This window comes from Mesorhizobium sp. WSM4809 (assembly GCF_055811655.1).
In genome coordinates this window covers 14,349-41,337 of the sequence record NZ_JBVVQW010000016.1, presented here as the reverse complement: position 1 = coordinate 41,337, position 26,989 = coordinate 14,349, and the positions used below count along the sequence as shown (strand labels likewise).

The 26,989-nt window shown below is 63.1% G+C and carries 23 protein-coding genes and 1 pseudogene; 12 read left to right on the top strand and 12 right to left on the bottom strand.

Translation table 11 applies throughout. From position 1 onward, the window contains the following. The first annotated feature begins 32 nt into the window (after nt 1-32). Nucleotides 33-1,349 (top strand): M20 family metallopeptidase, encoded by a 1,317-nt coding sequence (locus AC0L24_RS27440; protein ID WP_127396604.1) that lies wholly within the window; start codon nt 33-35, stop codon nt 1,347-1,349. 24 nt (nt 1,350-1,373) lie between these two features. Here the strand turns inward: AC0L24_RS27440 and AC0L24_RS27435 are convergent, their stop codons facing one another. Genes AC0L24_RS27435 through AC0L24_RS27415 form a run of 5 tightly spaced genes read right to left on the bottom strand, consistent with a single transcriptional unit; the run spans nt 1,374 to nt 5,997 of the window. Continuing rightward, entirely contained in the window at nt 1,374-2,408 is a 1,035-nt protein-coding gene (locus AC0L24_RS27435) for a branched-chain amino acid ABC transporter permease (protein WP_127807900.1), read from the bottom strand. After that, the gene (locus AC0L24_RS27430) at nt 2,405-3,280 is read right to left on the bottom strand and encodes a branched-chain amino acid ABC transporter permease (protein ID WP_473564406.1); all 876 of its coding nucleotides are present in this window, start codon (nt 3,278-3,280) and stop codon (nt 2,405-2,407) included. The genes AC0L24_RS27435 and AC0L24_RS27430 overlap by 4 nt, the downstream gene beginning before the upstream one ends. Nucleotides 3,281-3,292: 12 nt before the next feature. Next, on the bottom strand, nt 3,293-4,006 hold the full coding sequence (locus tag AC0L24_RS27425; protein ID WP_127269236.1) for an ABC transporter ATP-binding protein: 714 nt from the start codon (nt 4,004-4,006) through the stop codon (nt 3,293-3,295). Next, nucleotides 4,003-4,740 (bottom strand): ABC transporter ATP-binding protein, encoded by a 738-nt coding sequence (locus AC0L24_RS27420; protein WP_127396607.1) that lies wholly within the window; start codon nt 4,738-4,740, stop codon nt 4,003-4,005. The genes AC0L24_RS27425 and AC0L24_RS27420 overlap by 4 nt, the downstream gene beginning before the upstream one ends. Before the next feature lie 3 nt (nt 4,741-4,743). Beyond that, nucleotides 4,744-5,997 carry an ABC transporter substrate-binding protein gene (locus tag AC0L24_RS27415; RefSeq protein WP_128308474.1) on the bottom strand — a complete coding sequence of 418 codons (1,254 nt, stop codon included), beginning with the start codon at nt 5,995-5,997 and terminating at the stop codon, nt 4,744-4,746. 192 nt (nt 5,998-6,189) lie between these two features. Between AC0L24_RS27415 and AC0L24_RS27410 the strand changes: the two genes are divergently transcribed. The 6 genes and pseudogenes from AC0L24_RS27410 (at nt 6,190) to AC0L24_RS27385 (ending at nt 14,665) form a co-directional block, all read left to right on the top strand. Continuing rightward, on the top strand, nt 6,190-7,008 hold the full coding sequence (locus AC0L24_RS27410; RefSeq protein ID WP_127398683.1) for an alpha/beta fold hydrolase: 819 nt from the start codon (nt 6,190-6,192) through the stop codon (nt 7,006-7,008). Between the two features lie 131 nt (nt 7,009-7,139). Next, entirely contained in the window at nt 7,140-10,949 is a 3,810-nt protein-coding gene (metH, locus tag AC0L24_RS27405; RefSeq protein WP_473564405.1) for a methionine synthase, read from the top strand. Nucleotides 10,950-11,033: 84 nt separating this feature from the next. Then, entirely contained in the window at nt 11,034-11,297 is a 264-nt protein-coding gene (locus tag AC0L24_RS27400) for a metal-sensing transcriptional repressor (RefSeq protein WP_127397356.1), read from the top strand. Further along, nucleotides 11,294-12,337, top strand: a pseudogene (locus AC0L24_RS27395) (cation diffusion facilitator family transporter); the annotation flags it as partial. The gene AC0L24_RS27400 and the pseudogene AC0L24_RS27395, both read left to right, overlap by 4 nt. Nucleotides 12,338-12,380: 43 nt before the next feature. Then, a complete protein-coding gene (locus AC0L24_RS27390; protein ID WP_128363596.1) occupies nt 12,381-13,100 on the top strand; it encodes a nickel/cobalt transporter in 720 nt (239 codons plus the stop codon). 170 nt (nt 13,101-13,270) lie between these two features. After that, on the top strand, nt 13,271-14,665 hold the full coding sequence (locus AC0L24_RS27385) for a multicopper oxidase family protein (protein ID WP_128363597.1): 1,395 nt from the start codon (nt 13,271-13,273) through the stop codon (nt 14,663-14,665). Nucleotides 14,666-14,698: 33 nt separating this feature from the next. On the opposite strand, the gene AC0L24_RS27380 is transcribed toward AC0L24_RS27385, so the two are convergent. The 3 genes from AC0L24_RS27380 to AC0L24_RS27370 all read right to left on the bottom strand — a co-directional run bounded on the left by AC0L24_RS27380 (nt 14,699) and on the right by AC0L24_RS27370 (nt 16,946). Beyond that, nucleotides 14,699-14,986 (bottom strand): PTS sugar transporter subunit IIB, encoded by a 288-nt coding sequence (locus AC0L24_RS27380; protein WP_127397775.1) that lies wholly within the window; start codon nt 14,984-14,986, stop codon nt 14,699-14,701. A gap of 17 nt (nt 14,987-15,003) precedes the next feature. After that, nucleotides 15,004-15,465 carry a PTS sugar transporter subunit IIA gene (locus AC0L24_RS27375; protein WP_127397776.1) on the bottom strand — a complete coding sequence of 154 codons (462 nt, stop codon included), beginning with the start codon at nt 15,463-15,465 and terminating at the stop codon, nt 15,004-15,006. A 74-nt stretch (nt 15,466-15,539) separates the two neighbouring features. Beyond that, nucleotides 15,540-16,946, bottom strand: a complete 1,407-nt coding sequence (locus AC0L24_RS27370; RefSeq protein WP_027035737.1) for a PTS galactitol transporter subunit IIC — start codon at nt 16,944-16,946, stop codon at nt 15,540-15,542. A 339-nt stretch (nt 16,947-17,285) separates the two neighbouring features. Between AC0L24_RS27370 and AC0L24_RS27365 the strand changes: the two genes are divergently transcribed. Both AC0L24_RS27365 and AC0L24_RS27360 read left to right on the top strand, forming a co-directional pair. Continuing rightward, the gene (locus AC0L24_RS27365) at nt 17,286-18,599 is read left to right on the top strand and encodes an NAD(P)H-dependent oxidoreductase (protein ID WP_128363599.1); all 1,314 of its coding nucleotides are present in this window, start codon (nt 17,286-17,288) and stop codon (nt 18,597-18,599) included. A gap of 68 nt (nt 18,600-18,667) precedes the next feature. Then, nucleotides 18,668-18,922, top strand: coding sequence for a type II toxin-antitoxin system VapB family antitoxin (locus AC0L24_RS27360; protein ID WP_127321718.1), 255 nt, complete (start codon nt 18,668-18,670; stop codon nt 18,920-18,922). A 371-nt stretch (nt 18,923-19,293) separates the two neighbouring features. Here the strand turns inward: AC0L24_RS27360 and proC are convergent, their stop codons facing one another. From proC to AC0L24_RS27345, 3 genes are read right to left on the bottom strand one after another with little or no spacing between them, the layout of a single operon-like run. Continuing rightward, nucleotides 19,294-20,109 carry a pyrroline-5-carboxylate reductase gene (proC, locus tag AC0L24_RS27355; protein WP_127396179.1) on the bottom strand — a complete coding sequence of 272 codons (816 nt, stop codon included), beginning with the start codon at nt 20,107-20,109 and terminating at the stop codon, nt 19,294-19,296. Between the two features lie 60 nt (nt 20,110-20,169). After that, complete coding sequence (locus AC0L24_RS27350) at nt 20,170-21,504, bottom strand: O-antigen ligase family protein (RefSeq protein WP_128288365.1); 1,335 nt, start codon at nt 21,502-21,504, stop codon at nt 20,170-20,172. Beyond that, nucleotides 21,473-22,471: a glycosyltransferase family 2 protein gene (locus AC0L24_RS27345; RefSeq protein WP_473564403.1), complete on the bottom strand. Its 999-nt coding sequence runs from the start codon at nt 22,469-22,471 to the stop codon at nt 21,473-21,475. The genes AC0L24_RS27350 and AC0L24_RS27345 overlap by 32 nt, the downstream gene beginning before the upstream one ends. Nucleotides 22,472-22,643: 172 nt before the next feature. Here AC0L24_RS27345 and AC0L24_RS27340 point away from each other — a divergent pair, with 172 nt between their 5' ends. The 3 genes from AC0L24_RS27340 to AC0L24_RS27330 are packed head-to-tail and all read left to right on the top strand — an operon-like array spanning nt 22,644 to nt 25,527. Then, complete coding sequence (locus AC0L24_RS27340; protein WP_128288363.1) at nt 22,644-23,816, top strand: glycosyltransferase; 1,173 nt, start codon at nt 22,644-22,646, stop codon at nt 23,814-23,816. Beyond that, complete coding sequence (locus AC0L24_RS27335) at nt 23,813-24,607, top strand: WecB/TagA/CpsF family glycosyltransferase (RefSeq protein WP_127328764.1); 795 nt, start codon at nt 23,813-23,815, stop codon at nt 24,605-24,607. Before AC0L24_RS27340 ends, AC0L24_RS27335 begins: the two co-directional genes overlap by 4 nt. Next, nucleotides 24,604-25,527, top strand: coding sequence for a DUF6492 family protein (locus AC0L24_RS27330; RefSeq protein WP_127328765.1), 924 nt, complete (start codon nt 24,604-24,606; stop codon nt 25,525-25,527). Before AC0L24_RS27335 ends, AC0L24_RS27330 begins: the two co-directional genes overlap by 4 nt. On the opposite strand, the gene AC0L24_RS27325 is transcribed toward AC0L24_RS27330, so the two are convergent. Next, on the bottom strand, nt 25,524-26,819 hold the full coding sequence (locus AC0L24_RS27325) for a lipopolysaccharide biosynthesis protein (protein ID WP_473564402.1): 1,296 nt from the start codon (nt 26,817-26,819) through the stop codon (nt 25,524-25,526). The two genes, AC0L24_RS27330 and AC0L24_RS27325, sit on opposite strands and share 4 nt — an antisense overlap. Nucleotides 26,820-26,989: the final 170 nt, after the last annotated feature.

Sequence of the window (26,989 nt, the reverse complement as noted above, 5' to 3'; positions counted from 1 at the left end):
CAAAGCGCCGCGACGCAGAGAAGGAAGCGACGATGCCCGACAACCAGACCACCATCGATGCCGTGCAGGCTGAGATCGAGACCGATCGCGACTGGTTGATCGGGCTGACCCGCGACATGGTTCGCATCCCTTCGGTCAATCCCAAATTCGAGCCCAACCCGGCGATCAACCGCGAGGCGGATGTCCAGGCGCTGCTTGAACCGATCCTCAAGCAGGACGGTTTCAAGACCGAGCAATGGGATGCCTTGCCCGGCCGACCCAATCTGGTCGGCGAATGGGCGGGAGACGAGGACCGCAGCCTGATCCTGTGCGGCCATATCGACGTGGTGCCGGTCGGGGCGATGAAGGACTGGTCGGTCGATCCGTTCGGCGGCGAGATCACCAATGGCCGCCTCTATGGCCGTGGCGCGGTCGACATGAAGGGCGGCGTCGCCGCTTGCATCGCCGCCGCGCGCGCGATCCGCAAGGCGGGCATCACGTTGCAGGGCCGGCTCGCCATCCACTCGGTCGTCGACGAGGAAGCCGGCGGCTTCGGCGCCATGGACGCGGTGAAGAAGGGCAAGCTCGCCAAGGCGGTGCTGGTCGCCGAACCAACCTGGGGCGATGTCCTGCCGGTCGAAGGCGGGCTCGAATGGGCGCGGGTGACGATCCGCGGGCGCAACGCCCATTCGGCGCTGCGCTACAACGAGATCTATCCGCAGCGCCACGACAAGGACCGGCTCGAGCCGGGCGTCAACGCCATTGAGATCGCCGCCCGCTTCATCGCCGCCGTGCGCCAGTATGAGCTGGATCGGACGCGGGCGAAATCGCATCCGCTGCTGCCGCTCGGCATGAACACGATCAACATCGGCGTCATGCATGGCGGAACCGGCCTTGGCCAGCACGGCCTGCCGATCGTCATGACCAACCCGGCCATCATTCCCGACGTCGCGGTGCTCGATCTCGACATGAAATTCCTGCCCGATGAGAACTCGGCCGACTACCGCCGCGATTTCGAGACGTTCGTCCACCATTTCGCCCAGACCGATGCGTGGCTGCGCGACAACCCGCCTGCGATCCAATGGGAGCTCGGCGGGCTGTATTTCCCGCCGATGAACACGCCGGTCGATCATCCGCTGGTGACATCGCTGATGAAGCGCAAGGCCATGGTCGGCAAGGCGCCGCAGGCGCGCGGCTTCGTCGCCGTGTGCGATGCCGCGCACTATGCCGGCGCCGGCGTCGACGGTGTCATCTTCGGGCCGTCAGGCGACGGGTTTCACGGTTCCGACGAATATGTCGAGGTCGAATCGGTGGTCGAGACCGCCAAGGTGATCGCCGCTTCGGTCATCGACTGGTGCGGCATCCGCTGAGGCGGAGCCGCTATTCCGAGCCGATCAGCCCGGGCGCTTCAGGCGTCCGGCGACGGCGCCCCATGAAGCCTTGATCATGCCGACCAGGCCGCTCGGGTAGGCCAGCATGACGCCGATGATCAGCACCGCCGTGATCATCGGCCGCCACGCGCCGAAATCGGCCATCCATTCGGCGAAGATCGTCAGCACGAAGGAGGCGACGATGGCGCCGTAGATGGTGCTGGTGCCGCCAAGCAGCACCATCGACAGGATGATGGTCGCGAGGCTCATGCCGAAGACGTCGATCGAGGCATTGCGCTGGTAGGCGGCGTAAAAGGCGCCGGCGATGCCGGTGAAGAAGGCGCTCGCGGCAAGCGTCAGCATGCGCTGGCGCACGATCGAGACGCCGCGGCTGATGGCGTATTCCTCATTGTCGCGCAAGGCGACGATACTGGCCCCGGCGCGTGAGCGCACGAACACGCGCAGGAACAGCGTACTTGCCACCAGCAGTGCCAGCGCGATGTAGAAATAGGCGAACTTGCCGTCGCGGACCATGTTGTGGTCGAAGATATAAAGTCCGGGAATGCGCACCAGCCCTTGCGTGCCGCCGGTGATGGCGGACTGGCTGATGATCACCTGCATCACCAACTGCGCGAAGCCGAAAGTGACCAGGATGATGTAGATGCCCTTCAGCCGCAGGATCGGGATGGTCACCAGGATCGCCGCCAGGGTTGCGATGACACCGCTGGCAAACAGCGCGATCCACGGGTCGAATTCGGCCAGCTTGGTCAGCAGGCTGTAGGCATAGACGCCGATGCCGAACAGCGCCAGATGGCCGAAATTGAAAACGCCGCCATAGCCGAGGCTAAGATCCCAGTTCGAGGCGACGATCGCATAGATGAAGGCCATGATCAGGATGTGGCGGGCATAGGTGTCGCCGAAGATCAGCGGCAGCAGCGCCAGCAGCGCGAAGCCGAGCACGAAGCCGATGGCCTCCTGCTTCCACGGCGTGCGGCCTGGAGCGATCGGGGTTGCCGCCTCGGCGTGGCCAGGCGCGATCAGCGATGTCGTGTCGGTCATGCTAGGCCTCGGGAGCGGCTGGCAAAGATGCCCTCGGGGCGCACCATAAGGGTCAGGATGAGCACGCCGAACAGCAGTGCCGGCGTCCAGTACAAGCCGAAATAATAGCTGCAGGCTGCCTCGAAGAAGCCGATCAGATAGGCGGCGAAGATCGGACCCGATATGCTCGATATGCCGCCGAAAACGACGACGATCAGCGCCTTGAGCAGCGGGTCGCTGCCCATCACCGGCGACATGAAGCGGTAGCCGCCCATGAAGATGCCGGCGAGCCCGGCCAGCGAAGCGGCGATGGCGAAGGCCAGTCCATAGAGCGCGGTGACGTTCAGCCCGACAAGGTGGCTGGCATCTTCATTTTGCGCCACGGCGCGGAGCGCCAGCCCCAGCCGCGTGCGGTTGAGGAACACCCAAAGTGCGGCCAGGATCAGCGGCGTGATCACGATGATGGCGATCTGGTGCAGGGAGACGCCGACGCTCCCGATGGTGGCGTTGCCGGCGATCAGCGCCGGGATCTGTTTCGAGCGCGGTCCCCAGATGGTCAGCGCGCCGTTCTCGATCAGCGACCCGGCCGCCAGCGTGGTGATGACGACGACCAGCACGATGTTGGGTCGGCCGATCAGCGGCCGCACGACGCTCGCCTGCAGGATCCAGCCGACGCCGGCCATGACGACGACGGCGATCGGAAACGCGACCGCCGCAGGCAGGCCGAGTTCGACCAGCTGCCAGGCGATGTAGGCGCCCAGCATCATGAACACGCCATGGCTGAAATTGAACACGCCGATCGTCGTCCAGACGAGCGCTAGCCCGACCGCCATCATGGCGTAGAGCGAGCCCTGGAACAGGCCGCCGAACAGGATTTCCGCCAATGCGCTCATCTTCGGATTTTCCTAATGGCCAAAATACATCGACATGATCTCGCCGTGGTCGAGGCTTTCGCCCGGCTTGATCTCGGTCGCCACCGCGCCATGGTTGACGAGGTAGAGTTGCTGCGTCAGCTCCAGCAGGAATTCGATATCCTGCTCGACGACGATCAGCGGCACGCCGCCGCGCGAAATGTCCATGACGGAGGCGCAGAGTTCGTCCTTGATCTTGGGCGCCAGCCCCAGCGTCGGCTCGTCCAGGATCAGCAGGCGCGGATGGCTCATCAGCGCCGTGCCGATCGACACCATCTGGCGCTCGCCGCCCGACAGCGTGCGCACGCGCTGGCGCCAGCGCTCCGCCAGTTTTGGAAACAGCTTGATCACCTTTTCGCGGTTCTCCGCCTCATGCGGCCGGGCCCTTGGCGAATAGGCGCCGAGCGCCATGCAGTCGGCGATCGAGAGATCGGGAAACAGCCGGTTGCCTTGCGGCACATGGATCAGGCCGGCGCCGACGATGGCGCGTGCGCTGCGGCCGGCAATGTCTTGCCCGTCGAACAGGATGCGGCCGCTCTTCGGTTGCAGCAGCCCGGAGACTGCGCGCAGCAGCGTCGTCTTGCCATGGCCGTTGGGGCCGAACAGGCCGACATTGCCGAAACGGCCGGCCTCCAGCGAGATATCGTGCAGCACGGTGACGCGGCCATAGCCGGCGGTGACGCCTTCGACGCTGAGAATGGGGTTCACGCCGCCGATCTCCTGGTGCCGAGATAGGCTTCGATGACGCGCGGGTCGGCGATCACGCCGGCCGGGTCGCCAGCGGCCAGGACGCGGCCATTGTTGAGCACCAGCAGATGTTGCGAAAGGCTCATCAGGAAGGTCAGCACGTGCTCGATCAGAAGGATGGTGATGCCGCGTTCGGCGGTGCGGCGGATCAGGCCGATCGACGTCTCGATCTCGGGCTTGGTCAGGCTCGATGCCGGCTCGTCGAGCAAGAGCATGCGCGGCTGCATGGCGATCGCGGTGGCAAGCATCAGGCATTTGCGCTCGAACACGGACAATTCGCCGGCAAGCCGGCCGAACGACCGAGATCCCAGGCCGACGAATTCGAGCGCCTCGGCGGCGGCATTGCGGGCCGTGGCCGCTGTCTTTTCCTGCTTGCCGTAACTGGCGCCGATCAGCGCGTTCTCGAACACGGTCAGCCCGTCGAAGCTGGTCTCGCGCTGAAACGTGCGGGCGAGGCCGAGGCGCGCGATGGCGTGTCCCGATTTGCCGTTTATGGCAATGCCGTCAAAGCGGATCCGGCCCCGGTCGGGGCCGAACGGTATGCCGGTGATGATGTTGAACAGCGTGCTCTTGCCGCTGCCGTTCGGGCCGGCGATGCCGAAGATCTCGCCGGCCTCGACCTTGAACGACACGCCGTCGACGGCCTTCAGCGAACCGAAGGCCTTCGACACGTCGTCCAGTTCAAGCAGGGCCATTCCCTACTTCATCCAGGGCTGGAGCTTGAAGGCGCCGGTGGCGTATTTCTCCGGCGAGATCAGCGTGCGCTGGCCATCCCAGATCTGGAAGAAGGTGATCGGAATATAGTCGTCGCCCTGCGTGGCAAGGTGGGTGGCGGGATCGAATTTCAGCCGCCCTTCCGCGACCTGCTTGTCGGTCTCCGACAGCGCCTTCATGATCGCCGCATGGTCGGATGCGCCGCCGACCTTCTTGACCGCATCGAAATAGACATTGGTCATTTCGTAGAGGCCGACGCCGTAGGTGCCGCTCTCGACGCCGTATTTTGCCTTGAACTTGGCCGCCACCTCGTCGGCGCGCGGGTTCTTCGGCGTCGTCAGCGCGCCGCCGAGCAGGTTGTAGATGACACCATCCGATTTCTTGCCGGTCAGCTCGACGAATTCCGGAACGCTCGGTGCGTATTGCAGGAAGACGAGGCTCTTGGTCGGCTGCTCGAGGAACTGGTTCAGGAACGACGCCGAATTGCCCGGCAGATAGTCGGTGTTGATGACGACATCGGGAACGTTCTCGCGCACCTTGGCGAGGATCGAACGCCAGTCGGTCACTTCGCCGAACGGCACGATCTCGTCGACGGTGATGGTCCAGCCCTTCTCCTTGAAGGTCTTCTTCATGCCTTCGGAGATGGTCTTCGAATAGGCATTGTCGGACGAGATGATGGCGACCTTCTTGGTCGGCAAGGTAATCTTGCCATCCGCCGCGAGCTTCTCGACGAACAGGGTGACGTCGGTGTTGTAGGCGTCGAAGGAAGGCGTCAGCGACCAGCAGCACATGTATTTATCGGGGCTCGGCGCGATGATGTCCCGGGTCTGCTGCGAGGTGGCCGCGAGCATATAGGGCATCTCAGCCTCGGCCATGTTGTCGATCTCGAAATTGGTCAGGCTGGCGTAGCCGGTCAGCATGAAGTGCACGCCCGGATCGCCAAGCAGGCGCTCGACCGCGCTGGTGACGTTGCCGGCGGACTGATCCTTGACGTCGCCGACCACCAGTTCGAACGTATCCCCGGCAACGCCGCCGGCTGCGTTGGCCTCGTCGATGGCCATCTGCACGCCGCGCTGGAATTCCTGGCCGTCCGCCGCGGCAGGGCCGGTCAGCGGCGCAAGCAGGCCGATCTTGACGACATCGGCAAAGGCGGGGGCGGCTGATACGGCAAACATGCCGAGCAGCGTCGTGCTCATCAGCATATGGCGGATTCGACTTGCGGCGGATTTGGGCTTCATCGTGCTGTTCCCTGTTTTCCTCCCGTTCATCGGGAGTTGGATAATTGACAATCTACGCATAATTGTTCTTATTTGAAAAGGATTTTTCAACGCAACCTGGCCGGGAAGATGGTTCCCGCAAAGGTATGGAAGCCGTGGCGCTTTGCCGCGCAACTGTATTAAAACAGGGCAATTCCCCCGACGGAGCGGACAATGGCGATCTCGCAGAAGACCCTTGAAACCAGCCACGGCAAGATCGCGGTTCGCCAGACCAGTGGCGAAGGCGCCGCTGTCATGCTGATCCACGGCAATTCATCTTCCAGCGCCGTTTTCCGCAACCAGTTGGACAGCCCGTTGGGCGAGCGCTACCACCTCATCGCTCCCGACTTGCCCGGCCATGGAGCGTCCGCCGATGCGATCGATCCGGAGCGTTCCTACAGCATGGAAGGCTATGCCGATGCCATGACCGAAGTGCTCGGGCTGCTCGGCGTCGACAAGGCCATCGTCTTCGGCTGGTCGCTCGGCGGCCATATCGGGCTTGAGATGATCGACCGCTTTCCCGGCCTGCTTGGCCTGATGATCACCGGCACGCCGCCCGTCTCGCCCGAGCAGGTCGGCAACGGCTTCAAGCCGAGCCAGCATATGCACCTTGCCGGGCAGGAAACCTTCACTGACGCGGATGTCGAGGCCTATGCGCGCAGCACCTGCGGCGAGCCGTTCGAGCCGTTTCTCATCGACACGGTGGCGCGCACCGATGGAAGGGCGCGGCGCCTGATGTTCGAAAAGTTCGCGGCCGGCACCGGGCGGAACCAGCGCGAGATCGTGGCCGGCAAGACGCCGCCGATCGCCGTTCTGAACGGCATCGACGAGCCATTCGTCAACACCGATTTCGTCTCCGCTGTGAAATTCTCCAATTTATGGGAAGGCAAGGCCCATCTGCTCGACAAATCCGGCCACGCGCCGTTCTGGGATTCGCCGGATCGCTTCAATCCGGTCTTCGCCCGCTTCCTGGCAAGCTTCGACAGAGCGTAGGTCCGTCGGAAAACCGGCGCCACAGACCCCGCCCTCGAGACAGGTGGGTGACAATCGCGCGCATCTACCGTATATTGACATAAAGATATCCTTATGTGACATGAAAAGGCCTGTCGCCAAAGGGATAAAAAATGTCGCAGAATTCTGCATCGCTGGACGCATTGTTCGGCCCCGTCGCGGCAAAACCGGACGGCTCGGAAGTGCTTGCCGCGCTGACAGCGGCGGCACGCGAGCGCATTCTCATCCTCGACGGCGCCATGGGCACGCAGATCCAGGGCCTCGGCTTTGATGAGGAACAGTTTCGCGGCGAGGCCTTCGCCGGCTGCGCCTGCCACCAGCAAGGCAACAACGATCTTCTGATCCTGACGCAGCCGAAGGCGATCGAGGAGATTCACTATCAATACGCCATCGCAGGCGCCGACATCCTCGAAACCAACACCTTCTCCTCGACCTCGATCGCCCAGGCCGATTACGGCATGGAGGATGCCGTCTACGCGCTGAACCGCGATGGTGCGCGGCTGGTGCGGCGCGCGGCGGTGAGGGCCGAGCAGGAAGATGGCAAGCGCCGTTTCGTCGCCGGCGCGCTGGGGCCGACCAACCGCACCGCCTCGATGTCGCCCGACGTCAACAATCCTGGCTACCGCGCCGTGACCTTCGACGATCTGCGCCTCGCCTATGGCGAGCAGTTGCGCGGCCTGATCGACGGCGGCGCCGACATCATCCTGATCGAGACGATCTTCGACACGCTGAACGCCAAGGCCGCGATCTTCGCAGCGGAAGAGATCTTCATCGAGAAGGGCGTGCGCCTGCCGGTGATGATCTCGGGCACCATCACGGACCTCTCCGGCCGCACGCTGTCGGGCCAGACGCCGACCGCCTTCTGGCATTCGGTGCGCCATGCCAACCCTTTCACCATCGGCCTCAATTGCGCGCTCGGCGCCAATGCGATGCGGGCGCATCTGGCCGAACTATCAGGCGTCGCCAACACCTTCACCTGCGCCTATCCGAATGCCGGCCTGCCCAACGAATTCGGTAGGTATGACGAGAGCCCGGAATTCATGGCCGCGCAGATCGAGGATTTCGCCAGGGAAGGGCTGGTCAATGTCGTCGGCGGCTGCTGCGGCTCGACCCCGGAGCACATCCGCGCCATCGCAGAGGCGGTGCGGAAGTATCCGCCGCGCGCCATTCCTGACATCACGCCGAAGATGCGCCTGTCCGGGCTGGAGCCGTTCACGCTCACCGAGGAGATCCCCTTCGTCAATGTCGGCGAGCGCACCAATGTCACCGGCTCGGCCAAATTCCGAAAACTGATCACGGCGGGCGACTATGTCGCCGCACTCGACGTCGCCCGCGACCAGGTCGCCAATGGCGCGCAGATCATCGACATCAACATGGACGAGGGTCTGATCGATTCGAAGAAGGCCATGGTCGAATATCTCAATCTGATCGCAGCCGAGCCGGACATCGCCCGCGTTCCTGTCATGGTCGACAGTTCGAAATGGGAGATCATCGAAGCCGGCTTGAAATGCGTGCAGGGCAAGCCGCTGGTCAACTCCATCTCGATGAAGGAGGGCGAAGAGGCCTTCCTGCATCATGCCAGGCTGGTCCGCGCCTATGGCGCGGCGGTGGTCGTCATGGCCTTCGACGAGGACGGCCAGGCCGACACCAAGGCGCGCAAGGTCGAGATCTGCACGCGCGCCTACAAGCTCCTGACCGAGCAGGCCGGCTTCCCGCCCGAGGACATCGTCTTCGATCCCAATGTCTTCGCCATCGCCACCGGCATCGAGGAGCACGACAATTACGGTGTCGACTTCATTGAGGCGGCCGGCGAGATCACCGCGACGCTGCCGCATGTTCACATTTCCGGCGGCGTGTCGAACCTGTCCTTCTCGTTCCGCGGCAACGAGCCGGTGCGCGAGGCCATGCATGCCGTGTTCCTCTACCATGCCATCCAGCGCGGCATGGACATGGGCATCGTCAATGCCGGCCAGCTCGCAGTCTACGATACGATCGAGCCGGCACTGCGCGAGGCCTGCGAGGATGTCGTGCTCAACCGCATGCCCAGGGCCGGCGGCACCGCCACCGAACGCATGCTGGAGATCGCCGAACGCTTCAAAGGCACGGCGGGCCAGGAAGCCAAGGAGCGCGATCTCGCCTGGCGCGACCTGCCGGTCGAACAGCGGATCAGCCATGCACTGGTCAACGGCATCACCGAATTCATCGACGCCGACACCGAGGAAGCGCGGCTTGCCGCCGAGCGGCCGCTGCATGTCATCGAAGGCCCGCTGATGGCCGGCATGAACGTCGTCGGCGACCTGTTCGGCGCGGGCAAGATGTTCCTGCCGCAAGTGGTGAAATCGGCGCGGGTGATGAAGCAGGCCGTCGCCGGACTGCTGCCGCATATGGAGGCCGAGAAGCTGGCCAACGCCGCCAACGGCATCGACAATGGCGAACGCCAGACAGCGGGCAAGATCCTGATGGCGACGGTCAAGGGCGATGTCCATGACATCGGCAAGAACATCGTCGGCGTCGTGCTCGCCTGCAACAATTACGAGATCATCGATCTCGGCGTCATGGTGCCGGCAGCGAAAATCCTGCAGACGGCGCGCGACCAAAATGTCGACATCATCGGCCTGTCCGGCCTGATCACGCCATCCCTCGATGAAATGGTGCACATGGCCGCCGAGATGGAGCGCGAAGGCTTCGACATTCCGCTGCTGATCGGCGGCGCAACGACCAGCCGCGTGCACACGGCGGTGAAGATCCACCCGCGCTACACCAAGGGCCAGACGGTCTACGTCACCGACGCCAGCCGGGCGGTCGGTGTCGTGTCGTCCTTGCTGTCGAACGAGACCAAGGGCGGCTATGTCGACACGGTGCGCACCGAATACAAGAAGGTCGCCGATGCGCATGCCCGCTCCGAATCCGACAAGCAGCGGCTGCCGCTGGCCAAGGCGAGGGCTAATGCGCACCGGATCGACTGGTCTGCCTACGAGCCGCCGAAGCCGTCCTTTACCGGCGTCAAGGTATTCGAGAACTGGGATCTCACCGAACTCGCGCGCTACATCGATTGGACGCCGTTCTTCCAGACCTGGGAACTGAAGGGCCGTTATCCCAAAATTCTCGAAGACGAGGCGCAAGGCGCCGCCGCGCGCCAGCTGTTCGAGGATGCGCAGGCGATGCTGAAGAGGATCATCGCCGAGAAATGGTTCGCGCCGCGCGGCGTCGTCGGCTTCTGGCCGGCCAATGCCGTCGGCGACGACATCAGGCTGTTCACGGACGAAAAGCGGTCGCAGGAACTGGCGACCTTCTTTACCTTGCGCCAGCAGCTGACCAAGCGCGACGGCAAGGCCAATGTCGCACTGGCGGACTTCGTCGCGCCAGCGGAGTGCGGCAAGCCGGATTACATCGGCGGCTTTATCGTCACCGCCGGCATCGAGGAGGTGGCTATCGCCGAACGGTTCGAGCGAGCGAATGATGATTATTCGTCGATCATGGTCAAGGCGCTGGCAGACCGCTTCGCCGAAGCCTTTGCCGAGCGGATGCATGAGAAGGTGCGCAAGGAATTCTGGGGCTATGCTTCAGATGAAGCGCTGGCGCCGGACGAACTGATCGGCGAACCCTATCGCGGCATTCGCCCTGCGCCCGGCTATCCGGCGCAGCCCGATCACACCGAGAAGGCGACTTTGTTCCGGCTGCTCGACGGTGAGCGCAATGCAGGCGTGAGCCTGACCGAAAGCTATGCAATGTGGCCGGGTTCCTCGGTATCAGGCATCTATCTGGCGCATCCAGAAAGCTATTATTTCGGCGTCGCCAAGGTCGAACGCGACCAGGTCGAGGACTATGCACGCCGCAAGGCGATGCCGCTGGCCGAGGTAGAGCGCTGGCTTGGCCCCATCCTCAACTACGTGCCGGCACACTATGCCGAGGCGGCTGAATAGCGACGCGAACGCTATCATCATTTCGCTCTGACGGTCGTCGTTGATCTCTTGACTCTATCCTCCCAGGGGGGATAGTCGGGCGGTATGTCCGAAGGTATTCACACATCCCACCCTGCCATTTTAAAGCGGCTGAAACGCGCGCAAGGGCACCTAGCTTCCGTCATTGCCATGTTCGAAGCGGAACGCCCCTGCGTTGATCTTGCGCAGCAACTATACGCGGTCGAAAGCGCCATCAGCAGCGCGAAACGCGAGCTGATCCACGATCACATCGAGCATTGCCTGACCGACAGCGCTGAACCGAGCGGCAGCTCTCTGGCGGAACTCAAGCAGTTGGCGAAATATCTATGAACCATACGGGCGCACGCATCCTTGACTGGTTTGGGTTCGGACCAAGCGGCCATGCCACGCACGCTGATCACGGTCATGGCACAGGGCCGCATGGTCATTCCCACGGCGTCATCGATGCGACCATCGCCACAACTGACCGTGGCATCTGGGCCATCAAATGGTCATTCGTCATACTGGCGGTTACAGCGGCGCTGCAGGTTGTTGTTGTGATGCTGTCTGGCAGCGTGGCGCTGCTGGCCGACACGATCCACAACATCGGAGACGCCACGACCGCCATTCCACTGTGGATCGCATTCATGCTGGCGCGCCGCAAGCCGTCGCAGACCTTTACCTATGGTTTGGGCCGCGTCGAAGATCTGGCAGGGATCATCATTGTCCTGATCATTTTGTTTAGCGCCATCGTCGCTGGCTATCAGGCCATCGACCGTCTGATAAACCCCCAGTTGGTTACCCATCTGGGTTGGCTGACGGCGGCCGGCATTGTCGGGTTTCTTGGCAATGAAGTGGTTGCCGTGTTCCGGATCCGGGTCGGTCGGGAGATCAACAGCGCGGCGCTCGTCGCAGACGGCTACCACGCCCGCACCGACGGTCTCACCAGCCTTGCCGTTGTCATCGGTGCGCTGGGCGTTTGGCTCGGCTTTCCCTTGGCCGACCCGATTATTGGCCTGCTCATCACCGCTGCGATCTTCGGCATCGTTTGGCAATCGGCACGCTCGGTGCTTACTCGCATGCTTGACGGTGTCGAACCCGGCGTCATGGGCGAAATCCGGCATGCCGCCGAGCATGTGCCAGGCGCGCAGATTGTCGAGGCGAAAGCTCGTTGGATTGGCCACAAGCTGCACGCAGACATTGCCATCTCGGTCGACGAAGCTTTGCCTGTTTCCGAGGCCAGGAAGATAACGGCCGCTTTGGAAGATGAACTGTTCGAGCACATGCCGGCTCTTGCAGCTGCCAACATTCGGTTGGCCACCGCAAATGAACAACACGACGATCCGCATCCTCACGGGCATGATCACGGTGAACACCACGGCCACCACCATTGAGGGTCGCGAAAAAACCACCGGCGTCGGCTAACCTCGACTGATGTTCCAGACGCTTGTTGAGTTTCAACGCACCATATATCTGGCGTTCGCCGACCAGATAAAACTGCTCTCGGCTGGAGGCGATTGGCTGGCGTTCCTGGCCTTCCTGCCAATGGGGGTCTTGTTTGGAGCCGCACATGCTTTGACGCCCGGTCACAGCAAAGCTATTTTGGCGACCTACCTTGCCGGCTCCGATGCGAAGGTTTCGCGCGGCCTCTTGGTGTCGGTTACTCTGTCCTTCACTCACGTGGCAATCGCGGTTCTGATCGCCGTGCTTTCGCTGCCGCTTGTCTCGATCGCGTTGAGTAGTGTTGGGCGCGCGCCACTCCTCGAGAACATCAGTCGCGGCCTGCTCGGGCTGATCGGCGTCTGGATGATATGGCGCGCATTGAACCATGGCCGGCATCACAAGCATGAGGGCGAGGCTGTTGGTGTCATGGCCGGTTTGATACCCTGCCCGCTGACCCTCTTTGTCATGACGTTCGCGATTTCCAGAGGCGTACCGGGCGCCGGTATTCTGTTCGCGATCACCATGATGCTGGGTGTGGCACTGACCTTATCTTGTGTGGCGATCGCTTCAATCCTGTTCAAAGAGCGACTGGTGCACTTTTTCGACAGCCGTCCGCGCCTGTTCGATGTCATCTCACGTACGATTGAAGGGGTGGCTGGCTTTGCGCTCGCTTGCATAGCCGTCTGGCAAATCTCATCTTCGGCTGTCTGATCTCGATGAGTTCTCACCAGCCTGTCGAAAACAGCGCAAGCGAACGTCATCTTGTCGCCATGACATCGTCGGGACACGATGTGCCAATACCGGCATCTGCGCTGGTGGCTGGCCGATAATCCAACACATCGATAAATCCAGGGCAGCCGTCTTTACAGTTGGAGCGCCGAATGACCTTACTCACACGCCGCAGGCTTTTGAAGACGGCTGCGGTTGCCGGCGCGGGCGGGATCGGGCTTTCGGCGATGGGCCGGCTTGGTGGCTGGGCCGCCGCGACGCCTGAGCCGGTGGTTTTGCAGACGGCAAAGATCCGGGCGAAGCTGATGGATGTCAGCCAGACCAGGGATGTGCTGACCTATGGCAACGCCGGGATGCCGCCCGTGCTCAGAATAAAAAAGGGCGAGCCCTTCGCTGCACGCCTTGTCAACGCGATCGACGATCCGACGACGATCCACTGGCACGGTATTCGCGTTCCCAACAAGATGGACGGCGTGCCGTTTCTGGTCCAGCCCTACGTCTACACCGGCGATCATTTCGACTACGCCTTCACGCCGCCCGACGCCGGCACCTTCTGGTACCACCCGCATTGCAACACGCTGGAGCAGATGGGCCATGGCCTGACCGGCGTGATCGTGGTCGAGAATCCCAACGATCCGAAATTCGATGCCGAAATCGTCCTCAATTTGCGCGACTGGCGCCTCGGTGACGACGGCCAGTTCATCGACCAATTCCGGCCGCGCGATGCCGCGAGAACCGGCACTTACGGCACGGTGCGCACCGCCAATTGGCTCGACCAGCCGCAATATGATGCGCCGGCCGGCGGACTGGCGCGGCTGCGCGTCGCCATCACCGACGTGACGCGTATCTACGCTTTTCGCGTCGACGGTGCGCAGGCGAGTGTCATGGCGCTCGACGGCAATCCGGTGCCTGAGCGTTTTTCGCCCGATGCCTTGCTGCTTGGACCCGGCCAGCGCATGGAGCTGGCGATACGCATGCCCGACGAGGAAGGCGCGATCGTCAGCTTGAGGGACGTCAGGGGCACCAAGCCAAAAATCCTGGCAACCCTGCGCGCGACAGGAAAATCCCTCAAACGGGACATTCGCGATGTTGCTCCGCTGGAGCTCAATCCGGTGGCGGAAGTGGATCTCGCCAGTGCCAGGCATATTTCCCTGGCACTGAGCGCCACGGCGGAAAACGTCCCGAGCGATGGCATCTGCGGTTCGCTTGGCTATAGTTTCTGGGCTCTCAACAAAGTGCCGTGGCCTGGTGACACCAAGGATCCGACCGCGCCGCTGGCCGAATTGAAGCTTGGCCAAAGCTACGTCATCGACATGGAGAACCTGACGCCGCAATCCCATCCGATGCATCTGCACGGTATGAGCTTCAAAGTGCTGTCATCCTCGACGCGCCAGGTTCAGCCTGTGATTTCCGACACCTATCTCATTCAGCCCAACGAGAAGGTTCAGCTCGGCTTCGTCGCCGACAATCCCGGCGATTGGCTGCTGCACTGCCACATCATCGAGCACCAGAAATCGGGAATGACGAGCTACGTCAGGGTGGTGTGAAGCCGCGTCAGCCTGCGCGTAGCGTCTGTGCCGTCATTTGCGCAACTGCGCCTCGATCTCGTCGAGCACCTTGTCCTTGCCGATGCCGGTGAGGAAGGCGAGGCCCTTGATCACCGGCTTGGTGACCGAAGCGGAGATCGGGGTGGTTGCGACGATGAAGTCGACATTGTCGGCCAGTCCGGCCACTTCGGTGGCCTTTGCCTGCTGGGCATTGAAGGTGAGGCCGCGTTTCTTCATTTCCTCGGTGACGGCGACATTGACCGCGGTCGAGGTGGCGATGCCCGTGCCGCAGGCAAAGAGAATGGTTTTCTGTCTGGACATCTCTGCTTCTCCTTGTTTCAGCCGAGTACGGCTCGCACGTCTTCGAGGGTTCTGGCCGACCTCAAATCATCCAAGGCTTGCGGGTTCTGGATGGTGGCCATGACGGCCTGCAGCGCCTCAATCTGCTTGTCCTTGTCGTTGATGGCAAGCAGGAAGACGAAGCCGACCGGCAGCATCTCGTCGGGATCCTCCATGTTGGCGAAGGTCACTGGTTGCTTCAATGTGCCCATCGCGATGCCAGGCTTCAGCACATGCTCCGGATCGGTGTGCGGCACCGCGACATTATCGGAGCGTTCCAGCGGCAGTCCGGTCGGGATGGCCAATTCGCGGCGCACGACCGCGTCGGCATAGCTGTTTTTGACATAGCCAAGTCTCTCCAGCCGGCCCGCCAGAATGCGGATGATCTCCTCATTGGTCGAGGCATCGGATCCGAGCACGATCGCGTCAGGGTCCAGAAGCTGCATGAGTCCGTCGGACATTCTTTGCTCCGTCTATGAAATCGTGCGCCCCGGGAAGGGCGCACGATCGGTTTAAAGGGTGGACGCTATCAGGTTCAGGCCGTCTCTTCGGCCGGCTCGTCCTCGGCGCCCGCGGCCCGCTCCCAGCCGAGCGGATTGCGGCGGTAGAGGACAAACAATGCCGCGATGACCACCGCGATCACGATGATGCCGACAAGCCCCATCCCCTGGATAGCCTCGATGACCACGTAAGGCACCCACAGGAAGCCGTCGACCACCGAGGTGATCTGTAGTGCGTCCGCCGGCAGCTTGAAGCCCGACGAGACTGCTGCGCTGGTGAACAGCGGCGCCAGCGCGTTGGCGACGTAGAAGCCGATGGCCAGCGTCACCGTGCCGATCACCACCATGCGGAACACGTTGCCTTTGACCAGCGGCGCGGTCATGGCGACGATGAAGGGGATGACCGCGAGGTCGGCGAACAGGATGACGCGGTTGCCCGGCAGGATGATGGACAGAATGATCGCGATCGGCACCAGGATCAGCGACGACGAGATCGCGGCCGGATGGCCGATCAGGATCGCCGAATCGAGACCAACGAGAAGCTCTCGGTCACCGGTGCGCTTGCGCACGAACGCCTGTGCCGCGTCGGAGACGGGGATCAGCCCCTCCATCAGGATCTTGACCATGCGCGGCAGCAGCAGCATCACCGCGGCCAGCGTCATGCCGGTGCCCAGAACCTTTGCCAGCACCACGCTGAGATCACCCGCATTGTAGAAGGCGATCGCACCAAGCACGAGGCCGATGATGAGGCCCATCACGACAGGTTCGCCGAACACGCCGAACCTGCGCTCGATGGTGTCGGTGTTGATGTTGATGCGGTTGATCCCGGGAATGCGGTCCATGATCCAGTTGAGCACAATGGCGATCGGCAGGATCTGCGCCGAGGCGAGATGCGGCACGGAAATGCCGGGCACGCCGTAGAACTGCTGCACCGCGCGCGCCGACCAGTCGGCGAACAGCAGCGAGAGTGCTGCGACAAGTGCTGCGACCGCGATGCCATAGGCCAGATTGTCGGTTGCGGCGACCACCAGCGAGCCGACAAAGGCGAAGTGCCAGAAATTCCAGACGTCGACATTGAGCGTGCGCGTCATGCGTGTCAGCAACAGCACGATGTTGACGAGGATGCCGACCGGAATGACCCAAAGGCCGACCGACGAGCCGAAGGCGATCGCGGCCGCGGAGGGCCAGCCGACATCGATGATGTCGCGATGAATGCCGGTGTTGGTGACGATGGCCTTGGCAACGTCGCCAATCGACGTGAACATGAGGCCAAGCACCAGATTGATGCCGATGAAGGCGACGCCGATGGTGACGGCGGCGCGAAAAGCCTTGCTGACCTTGGCGCCCAGAACCACGGCGATGATGAAAATGACAATTGGCAGCAGGATCGTCGGGCCAAGCGTATCGATGGCCCCTTTTAGGCCCGCGAGAACAGTATCCATTTTTCCTCCCCTGGAGCCGCGAGCCTTCGCTCGACGCCTCGCAATGATGCTCCATCCAGCCTTTGACGCTCTGGCGCAAAGACACTCCCCAATTTGCCCAGAGGCGAATGCTTTCCGACTGTCGCGTCGGTGAACATTTGCCTTTGTTGACAAACGAATGTTTTATTGGGGTTGTCCGCTGCATTGTCAATTGGTTGCGCTTCGGCCAATCGAGCCCCGAAGGACGTCCCTTCCGAGACGATTTCGTGGGAAATTGCCGGTCGCGACCGGGTTTCGTTGGCAAATAGAACCCGTTCCCTGCTATCCGGTCCCAAATCACGAAGCTGTGGACATTCTTGCATGACCAACGTCGCCCTGACCGGCCTTGCCCGCGATCTCGCCAGGCGTGCCGCCGAAGGCCGCCAGGTGCGCATCGGTGTCATCGGCTCGGGCGAAATGGGCACCGATCTGGTCACCCAAGGCATGCTGATGCCAGGCATTTCGATCTGCGCCGTCTCGACGCGCCGCCCGCACACCGCGCGCGATGCCATCCGTATCGCCTATGGCGACGAAGCCATGGCCGTCGAAGCCGACACCGCGTCGAAAGTCACCGGAGCCATCGAGAGCGGCAAGATCGCCATCACTTCGAACGAGATGCTGGTCACCAATCCGTTGATCGACGTCGTCATCGACGCCACCGGCAAGCCGGGTGTCGCCGCCGATTTCGACCTCATGGCGATGGAGCACGGCAAGCATCTGGTGATGATGAACGTCGAGGCCGACGTCACCATCGGCTGCTATCTGAAACAGCAGGCCGACCGGCTTGGCGTCGTCTATTCGGTCGGTGCGGGCGACGAACCGTCGAGCTGCATGGAACTGATCGAATTCGCGTCGGCGCTCGGGCTGACCATCGTCTCGGCCGGTAAGGGCAAGAACAACCCGCTCAACCACAATGCCGTCCCGGACGACTATCGCGCCGAAGCCATCCGCCGCAACATGAACCCGCGCATGCTCGTCGAGTTCGTCGACGGTTCCAAGACCATGGTCGAGATGTGCGCCATCGCCAACGCCACCGGGCTGGTGCCCGATGTGCCCGGCATGCACGGCCCCAAGGCCGATCGCGACGACCTCGCCAAGGTGCTGATCCCGCGCGAGGACGGCGGTCTGCTGTTGAAGAAAGGCGTCGTCGACTACACGATTGGCAAAGGCGTCGCGCCCGGCGTCTTCGTCATCGTCGAGGCGACGCATCCGCGCATCATCGAGCGCATGGACGATCTGCATATCGGCCACGGCCCTTACTACAGCCTGTTCCGACCCTACCATCTGACCTCGCTGGAAGTGCCGCTGACCGCCGCCCGCATCATGCTTTTCGGCAAGCCCGACATGGTGCCGCTGCCGCGACCTGTTGCCGAAGTCTGTGCGGTCGCCAAGCGGGATCTCGCCGCCGGCGAGACCTTCGATGCGATCGGCGAGACCTGTTACCGCTCCTGGACGATGACCGTCGGCGAAGCCCGCGCCCAGCGCGCCGTGCCGGTCGGCCTGCTCGAGGGCGGCAAGGTGCTGAAGCCGGTCAGGAAAGGCGAGTTGCTGACGTCAGACAATGCGGCACCCGACCAGACGACAAGGCTGTTCGCCTTGCGCCGGCTGCAGGATGAGATGCTGTACGGGGCCTGAAAGGACCACGCTGGCGCTGCTACGACAAATGATAGATTGTGGGGCAAATGTCGCCAAGGTCGGTCCACATGAACCTTCGAATCAGGAATCCGCTTGCCCGCGAACTGGCTCGCCAGCTTGCCGCCAAGCGCAAGGTTTCCATGACCAGAGCGGTTATCGAAGCGCTTGAAAGTGAACTGAAGCGGGAAAACGCCCGTATGCCTCTGGCGGAACGGCTGGCTGCAATCGCCGATGATTTGAGGTCCAAAGCGGGCAAGGCTGGCCGGGTCGTGAGCAAGAATGAGATCGATGCCATGTGGGGTGGCGGCCAGAATGACGCCTGACAGGTGCACAGGGGTTGTCACGTTGGAAGGCCTGCTGGCAGCTCGGATTTCGTCGTTCGTTTCGATGGATGATCGTAGACATTCGGGATTGACCGGAGCCTTCCCAACTTCGTCATCCACGGGCGGAGCAGGAGCGAAGCGACGTCGCGGAGACCCGAGGATCCATGCCGTGATCTTGGTCGAGGAATGCAGCGGAGCAGAATTCTGCACCGCAGCAGCGCTTTGAAGTCGCGGCATGGATCCTGGGGTCTGCGCCGCGTCGCTGCGCTCCTTGCTTCGCCCCAGGATGACGAAGCGATGTGCATTTCCGCCAAGCCATCAACGCAAGCACGTCCGACCCATCAAAACTTCGGCAGCGGAGGAGTTGACGATTACTTCCCCAGTTCGACAGACCTGAGCCGCGCTGCCTCCACCGCCTGCGTCAGCAGATTGGTCAGCCGGTGCTCGCCCATCAGCACGGCCAGCGCCGCGGCCGTCGTGCCGTTGGGGCTGGTGACCTGCTGGCGCAGCACGCCCGGTTCCTCGCCGCTTTCGGCGGCGAGCGAGGCGGCGCCATAGACGGTCTGCATGGCGAGCAGCTTGGCGGTCGCCGTTGGCAGCCCGGCCTTCTCGGCGGCCACGGTCAGCGCTTCGATGAAATGGAAGATGTAGGCCGGCCCAGATCCGGAGACGGCGGTCACCGCATCCATCAGGCCCTCATCGTCGATGGTGGCCACTTCGCCGCTCGCCGACAAAAGATCGGCGACGAAACGCTTGGTGTCATCCGACACGAGCTTGTTGGAGAACACCACCATCATGCCCTTGCCGATTGCCGCGGGTGTGTTGGGCATGCAGCGCACGATCGGCGCGCGGTTGCCGAGGATTTCCTCGAAGGTGCTGGCCGGCGTGCCGGCGGCGATGCTGACGAAGGTGGTGCGGCCATCGCCGAAACGCTTGTAGGCGGAGGTGACATCGCGGATCACCTGCGGCTTCACCGCGATGACGACGAGATCGGGCACGGCATCGGCCGGGATGCTGCCGGCATCGGCTGATGTCGCGCAGCCCAGCGTGGTCGCGCGATTGCGCAGATCGGCATTGGGCTCGACCACGAAAACCGCCGATGGCGCAAGCTTACCGGATTTCAGCCAGCCTGAGAGCATGGCGTAACCCATATTGCCGCAGCCGGCGAGAACAAGCCTGATCGTCATCAAAAGCCCTCCGAAGGAAGGCCTTCACATAGACGCTGGCGCTTCCCTGGGGAAGCCCTGTCAGGATCGCGAGCCGCGATCGGGATCGCGCACTGCCATCGGCCGCAGCGAGACTTGCCGGAGGCCAAGCACGCCGAGCACGAAGAACAGCCAGACCGGGTCGCCGCGATGGAAGAAGAAGCTTTCGAGGAAAGCGTTCAGCGCCGTGAACAGCACCACCATCATGAAGAAGTCACCGAGAAAAATGTTTTCCCTGCGCAACGGAATGCGCATGTAGTCGCGCAGCGGCGCGATGAGGAAAGTGTAGACCGCCACGCAGAGTGCCGGAATGCCCATCAGCACGGCGATGTCGAGGTAGCCGTCATGGCCGTGCACGATGGTCCGGATGTCCCACGGCCGGTCGAAGGGCTGGTCCTGGTTGAGCAGCAAGGGCGTGCCCCAGAAGCTCTCATAGCCGTAACCGGTCCATGGCTTCTTCGCGAGCATGCTGCCGGCGAACTCCCACAGCGTCGTGCGGCCCGTATAGGTCATGTCCGGGAAATAGATCGCCGCGAGATGTTTTATCGGCGGCAGGAATACGATGCCCAGCGTGCCGACCGCTGTCGCGACGATCGCCAGCGCAAACAGGATCGGCGTGCCGAGCCGCATGCCGATCAGGCTCGGGAACATGACGATCAGGATCGAGAACGGCACCAGGCCGGCTGTCGTCTTGGAGCCGGTGTGCAGCATGAAGATCATCGCTGCCAAGAAGATCCCGGCGCCCCAATAGCGCTGTCCGCGCCGGTAGAGATAGAGGCCTGCGAAGCTGAGGCAGGCCATGATCGGCCCGGCGATGTTCTTGTGGGTGAACACGCCGCGCCACAGGCCGGCATGCTCGGGCTCCTGCGAGTCGGCGGTGTGCATCGCCTCGTGCGGAAAAACGATGAGGCCGAGATAGGAAAGGCCCATGACCACGACGGCGGTGAAGATGATCACCTTCGAGAAGGCTTCGGCGTCGCGCGGCAGCACCAGGATCGTCGCCATTGTCAGGATGCCGATCAGGGTGAAGGAGGCGGCGCGCATGGCCGAAGGCGGATCGGTCGACAGGATCACCGAGAGGAAAAAGAAGCCCAGCATCAGCATCCAGGACGGGCTGAGCAGCGAGCGCACCACACGCGGATCGGCAAAGGCCATCAGCGAGAAGATCGACAAGGCGCCGAGCGAACCGAAGCCAAGCTGGTTGACGATGTCGCCGCCTTGACCGGTGAGTTCGGCGCCGCCCGGCTGGAACGGCCGGAAGGACACCATGATGACGGTGAACAGCAGCGCGGCAATGGCGGTGGCCACGCCTTCGCGCGTGAACGCGGCGCTGAGCGGCGCGCGCTCAGTTTTTCTCAGGCTGGCGATATTGCTCATTGGCATATCCGAATTCGGCCAGCACGCGGCCCAGCGCCACATGGACAGGGTAGATGGCGATATCAGGCGATCCGGTCCACGCCAGCCGGATCAGGCCGCGAAACGGCGAGGCGGCAAGCAGTGCCAGGCTCTTCAGCAACACCTTGGCGCCGGCCAGCGGTGTGCCGGCGCGCTTCTTCTTTTCGACCAGTGTCGAGATGACACCGTTGCGCAGGCTGCGGGCCCGGATCCAGTCGGCTTCGATACGCCGGGCCGGGACGGTTTCATGCACCTTGGCCTCGGCGCACCAGCCCAGCACAAAGCCCTTTTGCGCCGACCGGCTGAGAAAGTCGGAATCGCCGCCGCCCATGAAGTTGAATCTGAGATCGAGAAAGGGTGGACCCATGGCGATCAGCACGTTGCGCCCGACCAGAAGATTGCCGGACGAATAGAGCGCCGGCACCCGCCCTGTCTCCCGGTAGGGCGGCGCGAACACCGGATGCTCGGCCCATCGCGCATGGGCGGGGTCGGCAAACACGGGCACCTGCGGGCCGCCGACAATATCGGCGCCCAGCGTTTCGGCAGCCCGGCACATCCGTTCCAGCCACTGCGGATCGGCGATCTCGTCATCGTCGATGACCAGCAGATGCCTGAAGTTCGGGAATTGCAGGATGGCCGTCTGCCAGCCGGCATTGTAGGCGCTGCAATTGCCGCGCTCATGCGCGATGATCACCAGGCCCGACATCTCGCCGCGCTCGAACAGCGGCAGCGCTGCCTTGGCGCCGGCCTGCGCCTCGGCTTCGTTCTCCACCACGATGACGGCAAAGCGCCTGCCGGTTTGCTGCGCGCGCAGCGACGCCAGCGTTTCCAGCACCTGCTCGGGACGCTTGAAGGTCGGCAAGGTGACGACGGCTTTAACGGCCTCGACATCAAGCCGCGGCGTGCGTCCCGCGACCGATACCGAACCGTCCGATGGCAAAGGGATCATCCGTGTCCAGCCACATGGTGAGTTGGGCTCTGGTAGCACCACGGTTGATAAGGTTTCGTTAATCACCTTGCACGGAGAACGCCTGCAAGCAGAGGCTTTCGGCCGTCGAATGTGCTGGCTTAATCAAGGGTTCACCGCGCCTTGCTACCGGCTACACCACTGGATATGTAAGATGCATCTGCTGTTCGCCACATCGATCGTGCCCGACGGCGCTCTCGCCTCTGGCTATGAGATCGCCAACGCTGCGATCATCGCCGCCTTGCGGCGCGCTGGCGCGCGCGTAACCGTCATCGGCTTCACCTGGCCGGGGAAACCCGCGGCCGACCCCGAAAACACCGTGGTGCTGGGTGCCATCGACGTGCGCACGGACAATGCCTCCGCGCGGCAGAAGCTGGCCTGGGTCGGCAAGGCGCTGCTTTCGGGCCTCACCTTCGCCTCGGTCAAGCTGCGCGCCGTGTCCGACAGCGATGTTCTCGCTGCCATCGAGCAAGCTGGACCGGTTGACGGCTACGTGCTGAATTCCGTGCAGTTCGCCGGCGCCTTCGAAAAGCTGTTCACCGAGCGGCCTTCGATCTTCGTTGCCCACAATGTCGAGCATCTTTCGGCGCGGGAGAACGCCGCTGCCGCCGGCAGCCTCTTCCAGCGCCTGCTGTTTCGCCGCGAGGCAAGGCTGCTCAAGGCCGTCGAAGAGCGTCTCTGCCGCCGGGCGCGCTTCGTCTTCACCCTGGCCGAGGAAGACCGCGCCGCACTAGGTGTCGCCTCCGACAACCGCTCGGCGGTGCTGCCGCTGGTGACCGGTGCCCTGGCGCCAACCCTGAAAGGCCCGCGCCGCATCGACTGCGACGCCGCCCTGATCGGCACCTGGACCTGGCAGCCGAACCGCATCGGCCTCGACTGGTTCCTGGGCAAGGTCGTGCCGCATCTGCGGCCCGATTTCCGCATCCGCATCGCCGGCCACATGCCTTCGGGCGTCGCGTCCAAGCATCCCGGTGTTGAATTTGTCGGCCGCGTGCCCGACGCGCAGGCTTTCGTGCGCAGTGCAGCCGTCATCCCGTTGATCAGCACCGCGGGCAGCGGCGTCCAGTTGAAGACCATCGAAACCTTCGAACTCGGCCTGCCTTCGGTCGCCACCAGCCGTTCGCTGCGCGGCATCGACCACCGTCCGGCCAACTGCGTCGTCACCGACGATCCCGTCGTCTTCGCCAAGGCTCTCGAGGCTGCGGCCGCCGACATCCGCGACGTCGACGGCAGCGCGTTCCGGGGCTCGCAGGTCAAGGCGCTTGACGCTGCCATCCGGCTCGGCCTCGAAAAGCTTGAGCCTGCCAGGCAGGAGGCGTTTGCATGAACATGCATTCCGCCCGCGCCGCGTTCGGGCTCGACAAGCTGAAGACGATCCTTGGCATCCCGGTGGTTGCGGTCCGCTGGAACGATGCCATCGCCCTGCTGAACCGGTTGATTGCCGAGCGGCGCTTCACTAAGGTCAGTTTCCTCAACGCCCACAACGCCAACATCGCCTATACCGACCCGGTGTTCGCCGGGGCACTCGATGATTTCCTCATCCTGCCCGACGGCATCGGTATCGATCTGGCGGCGAGGCTCCTCTACGGGGCGCCGTTTCCCGACAATCTCAACGGCACCGATTTCGTCCCGGCCTTCCTGCAGGCCTCGACGACGCCGCTGACCGTTGGGCTGCTCGGCGCGACGCGTGTCAATGCCGAAGCGGCTTCGGTCAAGCTGGCCGCCTTGGCGGTGCAGCACAAATTCGTGGTGATCCATGACGGCTATTTCCCTGCTTCGCAGGAGCAGGAAATCGTCGACCGGATCGCCGCGCTTCGGCCCGACGTGCTGCTCGTCGCCATGGGCGTGCCGCGCCAGGAATTGTGGATCGAACGCCACATCGATGCGCGCCACTGCACGCTGCCGATCGCCGTCGGCGCGTTGCTTGATTTCCTGAGCGGCGCGGTGCCCCGCGCGCCCTTGTGGATGCGCCGGCTGCGGCTCGAATGGCTGTTCCGGTTGGCTGTCGAACCGAGCCGCCTGTGGCGCCGTTATGTGGTCGGCAACCCACTGTTCCTGCTGCGCGTCGTCAGGCAGAAATTCTCGCTTGCGCCCGAAGCCGCGGAGGATGTCAAGTGAACAGCAGGTTCGTGCCAGGCACCGCTGTCGAGCCAGGCCCGCTGCGGCAGACACCGACGGCGGCCATCGTGACGGCAAGCTACGCGCCCGACTTCGAGCGCTGCCGCCTGCTGTGCGAGACACTTGATCGCCACGTTTCGGGCGCGGCGCACCATTACATCTTGGTCGAACATCGCGACGTCAGGCTGTTTCGCCAATTGGAAACCGGCCGCCGCACGGTCGTCGACGAGCGTGAATTGCTGCCGCGCTGGCTGCACGCATTTGACGATCCGCTCAGCCTGTTTCGCCGGCGCGTCTGGCTCAGCCTGAAGACCCAGCCGCTGCGTGGCTGGCACGTGCAGCAATTGCGTCGCATCGCCATCTCGGCGCATGCATCTCAAGATGTGCTGATCTTCTGCGATTCCGATGTTGCCTTCCTCAAACCTTTCGACTGCGCCGCCTTCTGGCGCGACGGCAAGGCGCGGCTGTTCCGCCGCGACGGCGTGCTGGCGGACGAAGGCCATGAGGAGCATCGCATCTGGTCGCGCAACGCGGGGTCGGCACTCGGCATCGATCCGTCCCGGACATCGGTCCACGACTACATCTCGACGCTGATCGCCTGGCGGCGCGACACCGTGCTGGCCATGTGCGGCGAGATCGAGAAGGTCCATGGTCGCAACTGGGTCGAGGTCGTCGGCTCGGCGCGCAAATTCTCCGAATGCATGATCTACGGCCGCTATGTCGACGATTTGCTACAGGGTGCCGGCCACTTCCACGGTTCGGAGGAGTTCTGCCGGGTGCACTGGACCGGCGAGGCGCTGTCGGACGACGAGTTCCGCCGCTTCGTTGCCGCCATGGCGCCGGAGCAGGTGGCGATCGGCATGCAATCCTTCATCGGCACCGATATCGGCCGCATCCGCCGTTTGATCGGGCTGGATTAGATGGGCTTTGCCGGTTTACGCATCGCCGAATAGGTGAGCAGCGTCGAGGCGAGATACAAAAGCAGGAAGACGACATTGAGCGACAGCACCAGGTTCGGCGTGTCGAGGATGGTCGTCAGCACATAGGTCAAAAGCAGCGCCTTCAGTGCGGCGAGCAGACCGAGATTGAGCGCCCGCACCAGCGTCTGGCCGCGCGCGAACAAAAGCTCGGCCTGATATTCGACCAGATTGCGCAAGCCAGGCACGCAGATCGCCAGCACCACCAGCGGCGCGGCCTCGGCGACATTCTTGCCGAGCGCATTTGGGAAAAAGTGTAGCACGATGCCGAGCGTCAGCAGTGCCAGCGTCGACACCGCGAACACGCCGCCTTCGATGCCGCTCTTGACCGCCAGCCGCGACAAAAGTTCGGGCGCGCGCATCATGCGCTGCACCAGCATCATCGAGAAGGTGCGGATCGGAATGGCCGTCAGGTCTACCAGCCGCATGATAATGGCATAGATGCCAGCCAGATGCGGGCCGCCGATCGCCAGCACCAGCAGCTTGTCGAACTCCATCTGCAGGTAGAACAGCACTTCGGCGCCGGCCACATAGATGGAATCGGCCAATCGCCGAAGATACAGTTCGACCCGCAGCCGCAGCCTCTGGCGCGGGTAGAAGAAGCCGAAGGCGATCAGCAGCGAGGCGGCATTGGCGCCGATATAGAACCAAGACCATATCCAGACACTGTGTTGTGCTGAGAACATGAACAGCACCGCGCCGAGCGCCCGCAACGCGGTCGCCAGGATAGCTAGCAGCGCGGCGCGGCCGAACTTGCCCAGCCCGTTGTTGACGATCAGCGCCACCTCGACCGGCCGCCACAGCAGCGCTTCGGCAAAGACGATTGCCGCAAACACCGACAGCGGCACGGTGTCGGCGAAGAAAAGCAGATAGACGCCGAACGAGGCCGCGGCCAGCAGCGGCAGCGACAGCACGCCGAGCAGCAGGAAGCCGGCGGAGAAGGTGCCGATCAGATTGGGGCGGATGGTGGCGGTGCGGTAGAGCGCCGAGATGAACCCGAAGGCGAGGATGCGCGACAGCATGACACCGGCCGCCGAAGCGGTGGCGAACATGCCGAATTCGGAAATGGACAGCGTGTTGGCCAGCGCGATGAAATAGGCCAGCGAAAACACCAGTCGCCCGCCGGCGCCGCTGATCGCCGAGAAATAGTCGCGAAGCAGCCCCCGTCGTTCGGCCAAAAAGCTGCCGATCCGGGCGAGGGGCCGCCTTTGCGGTATGTCACTGGCCTGCGTCATGTCTCAAGGAGAGCCTAGGCGGGAAAACTTAACGTGCCGTTCTGGAGGCTGAGCCTGTGTCGAAAATAGATGCAACCGAAGCGAGAAACCGACGCTTCGGTGCGGGAAAATTAACCTTTTGTTTTCCATGCCTGTTTAGCGTGGCTTAACGAATGGCCAAGCGCCGTTTG

Bases quoted from the DNA above. Each gene is read 5' to 3' on its own strand.
- AC0L24_RS27335 (WP_127328764.1), top strand. From the start codon at position 23,813: ATGAACATGCATTCCGCCCGCGCCGCGTTCGGGCTCGACAAGCTGAAG.
- AC0L24_RS27390 (WP_128363596.1), top strand. From the start codon at position 12,381: ATGTTCCAGACGCTTGTTGAGTTTCAACGCACCATATATCTGGCGTTC.
- AC0L24_RS27360 (WP_127321718.1), top strand. From the start codon at position 18,668: ATGAACCTTCGAATCAGGAATCCGCTTGCCCGCGAACTGGCTCGCCAG.
- AC0L24_RS27365 (WP_128363599.1), top strand. From the start codon at position 17,286: ATGACCAACGTCGCCCTGACCGGCCTTGCCCGCGATCTCGCCAGGCGT.
- AC0L24_RS27325 (WP_473564402.1), bottom strand. From the start codon at position 26,819: ATGACGCAGGCCAGTGACATACCGCAAAGGCGGCCCCTCGCCCGGATC.
- metH (WP_473564405.1), top strand. From the start codon at position 7,140: ATGTCGCAGAATTCTGCATCGCTGGACGCATTGTTCGGCCCCGTCGCG.
- AC0L24_RS27440 (WP_127396604.1), top strand. From the start codon at position 33: ATGCCCGACAACCAGACCACCATCGATGCCGTGCAGGCTGAGATCGAG.
- AC0L24_RS27350 (WP_128288365.1), bottom strand. From the start codon at position 21,504: ATGAGCAATATCGCCAGCCTGAGAAAAACTGAGCGCGCGCCGCTCAGC.
- AC0L24_RS27380 (WP_127397775.1), bottom strand. From the start codon at position 14,986: ATGTCCAGACAGAAAACCATTCTCTTTGCCTGCGGCACGGGCATCGCC.
- AC0L24_RS27340 (WP_128288363.1), top strand. From the start codon at position 22,644: ATGCATCTGCTGTTCGCCACATCGATCGTGCCCGACGGCGCTCTCGCC.
- AC0L24_RS27430 (WP_473564406.1), bottom strand. From the start codon at position 3,280: ATGAGCGCATTGGCGGAAATCCTGTTCGGCGGCCTGTTCCAGGGCTCG.
- AC0L24_RS27410 (WP_127398683.1), top strand. From the start codon at position 6,190: ATGGCGATCTCGCAGAAGACCCTTGAAACCAGCCACGGCAAGATCGCG.
- AC0L24_RS27400 (WP_127397356.1), top strand. From the start codon at position 11,034: ATGTCCGAAGGTATTCACACATCCCACCCTGCCATTTTAAAGCGGCTG.
- AC0L24_RS27420 (WP_127396607.1), bottom strand. From the start codon at position 4,740: ATGGCCCTGCTTGAACTGGACGACGTGTCGAAGGCCTTCGGTTCGCTG.
- AC0L24_RS27435 (WP_127807900.1), bottom strand. From the start codon at position 2,408: ATGACCGACACGACATCGCTGATCGCGCCTGGCCACGCCGAGGCGGCA.
- AC0L24_RS27370 (WP_027035737.1), bottom strand. From the start codon at position 16,946: ATGGATACTGTTCTCGCGGGCCTAAAAGGGGCCATCGATACGCTTGGC.
- AC0L24_RS27415 (WP_128308474.1), bottom strand. From the start codon at position 5,997: ATGAAGCCCAAATCCGCCGCAAGTCGAATCCGCCATATGCTGATGAGC.
- AC0L24_RS27345 (WP_473564403.1), bottom strand. From the start codon at position 22,471: ATGATCCCTTTGCCATCGGACGGTTCGGTATCGGTCGCGGGACGCACG.
- proC (WP_127396179.1), bottom strand. From the start codon at position 20,109: ATGACGATCAGGCTTGTTCTCGCCGGCTGCGGCAATATGGGTTACGCC.
- AC0L24_RS27375 (WP_127397776.1), bottom strand. From the start codon at position 15,465: ATGTCCGACGGACTCATGCAGCTTCTGGACCCTGACGCGATCGTGCTC.
- AC0L24_RS27385 (WP_128363597.1), top strand. From the start codon at position 13,271: ATGACCTTACTCACACGCCGCAGGCTTTTGAAGACGGCTGCGGTTGCC.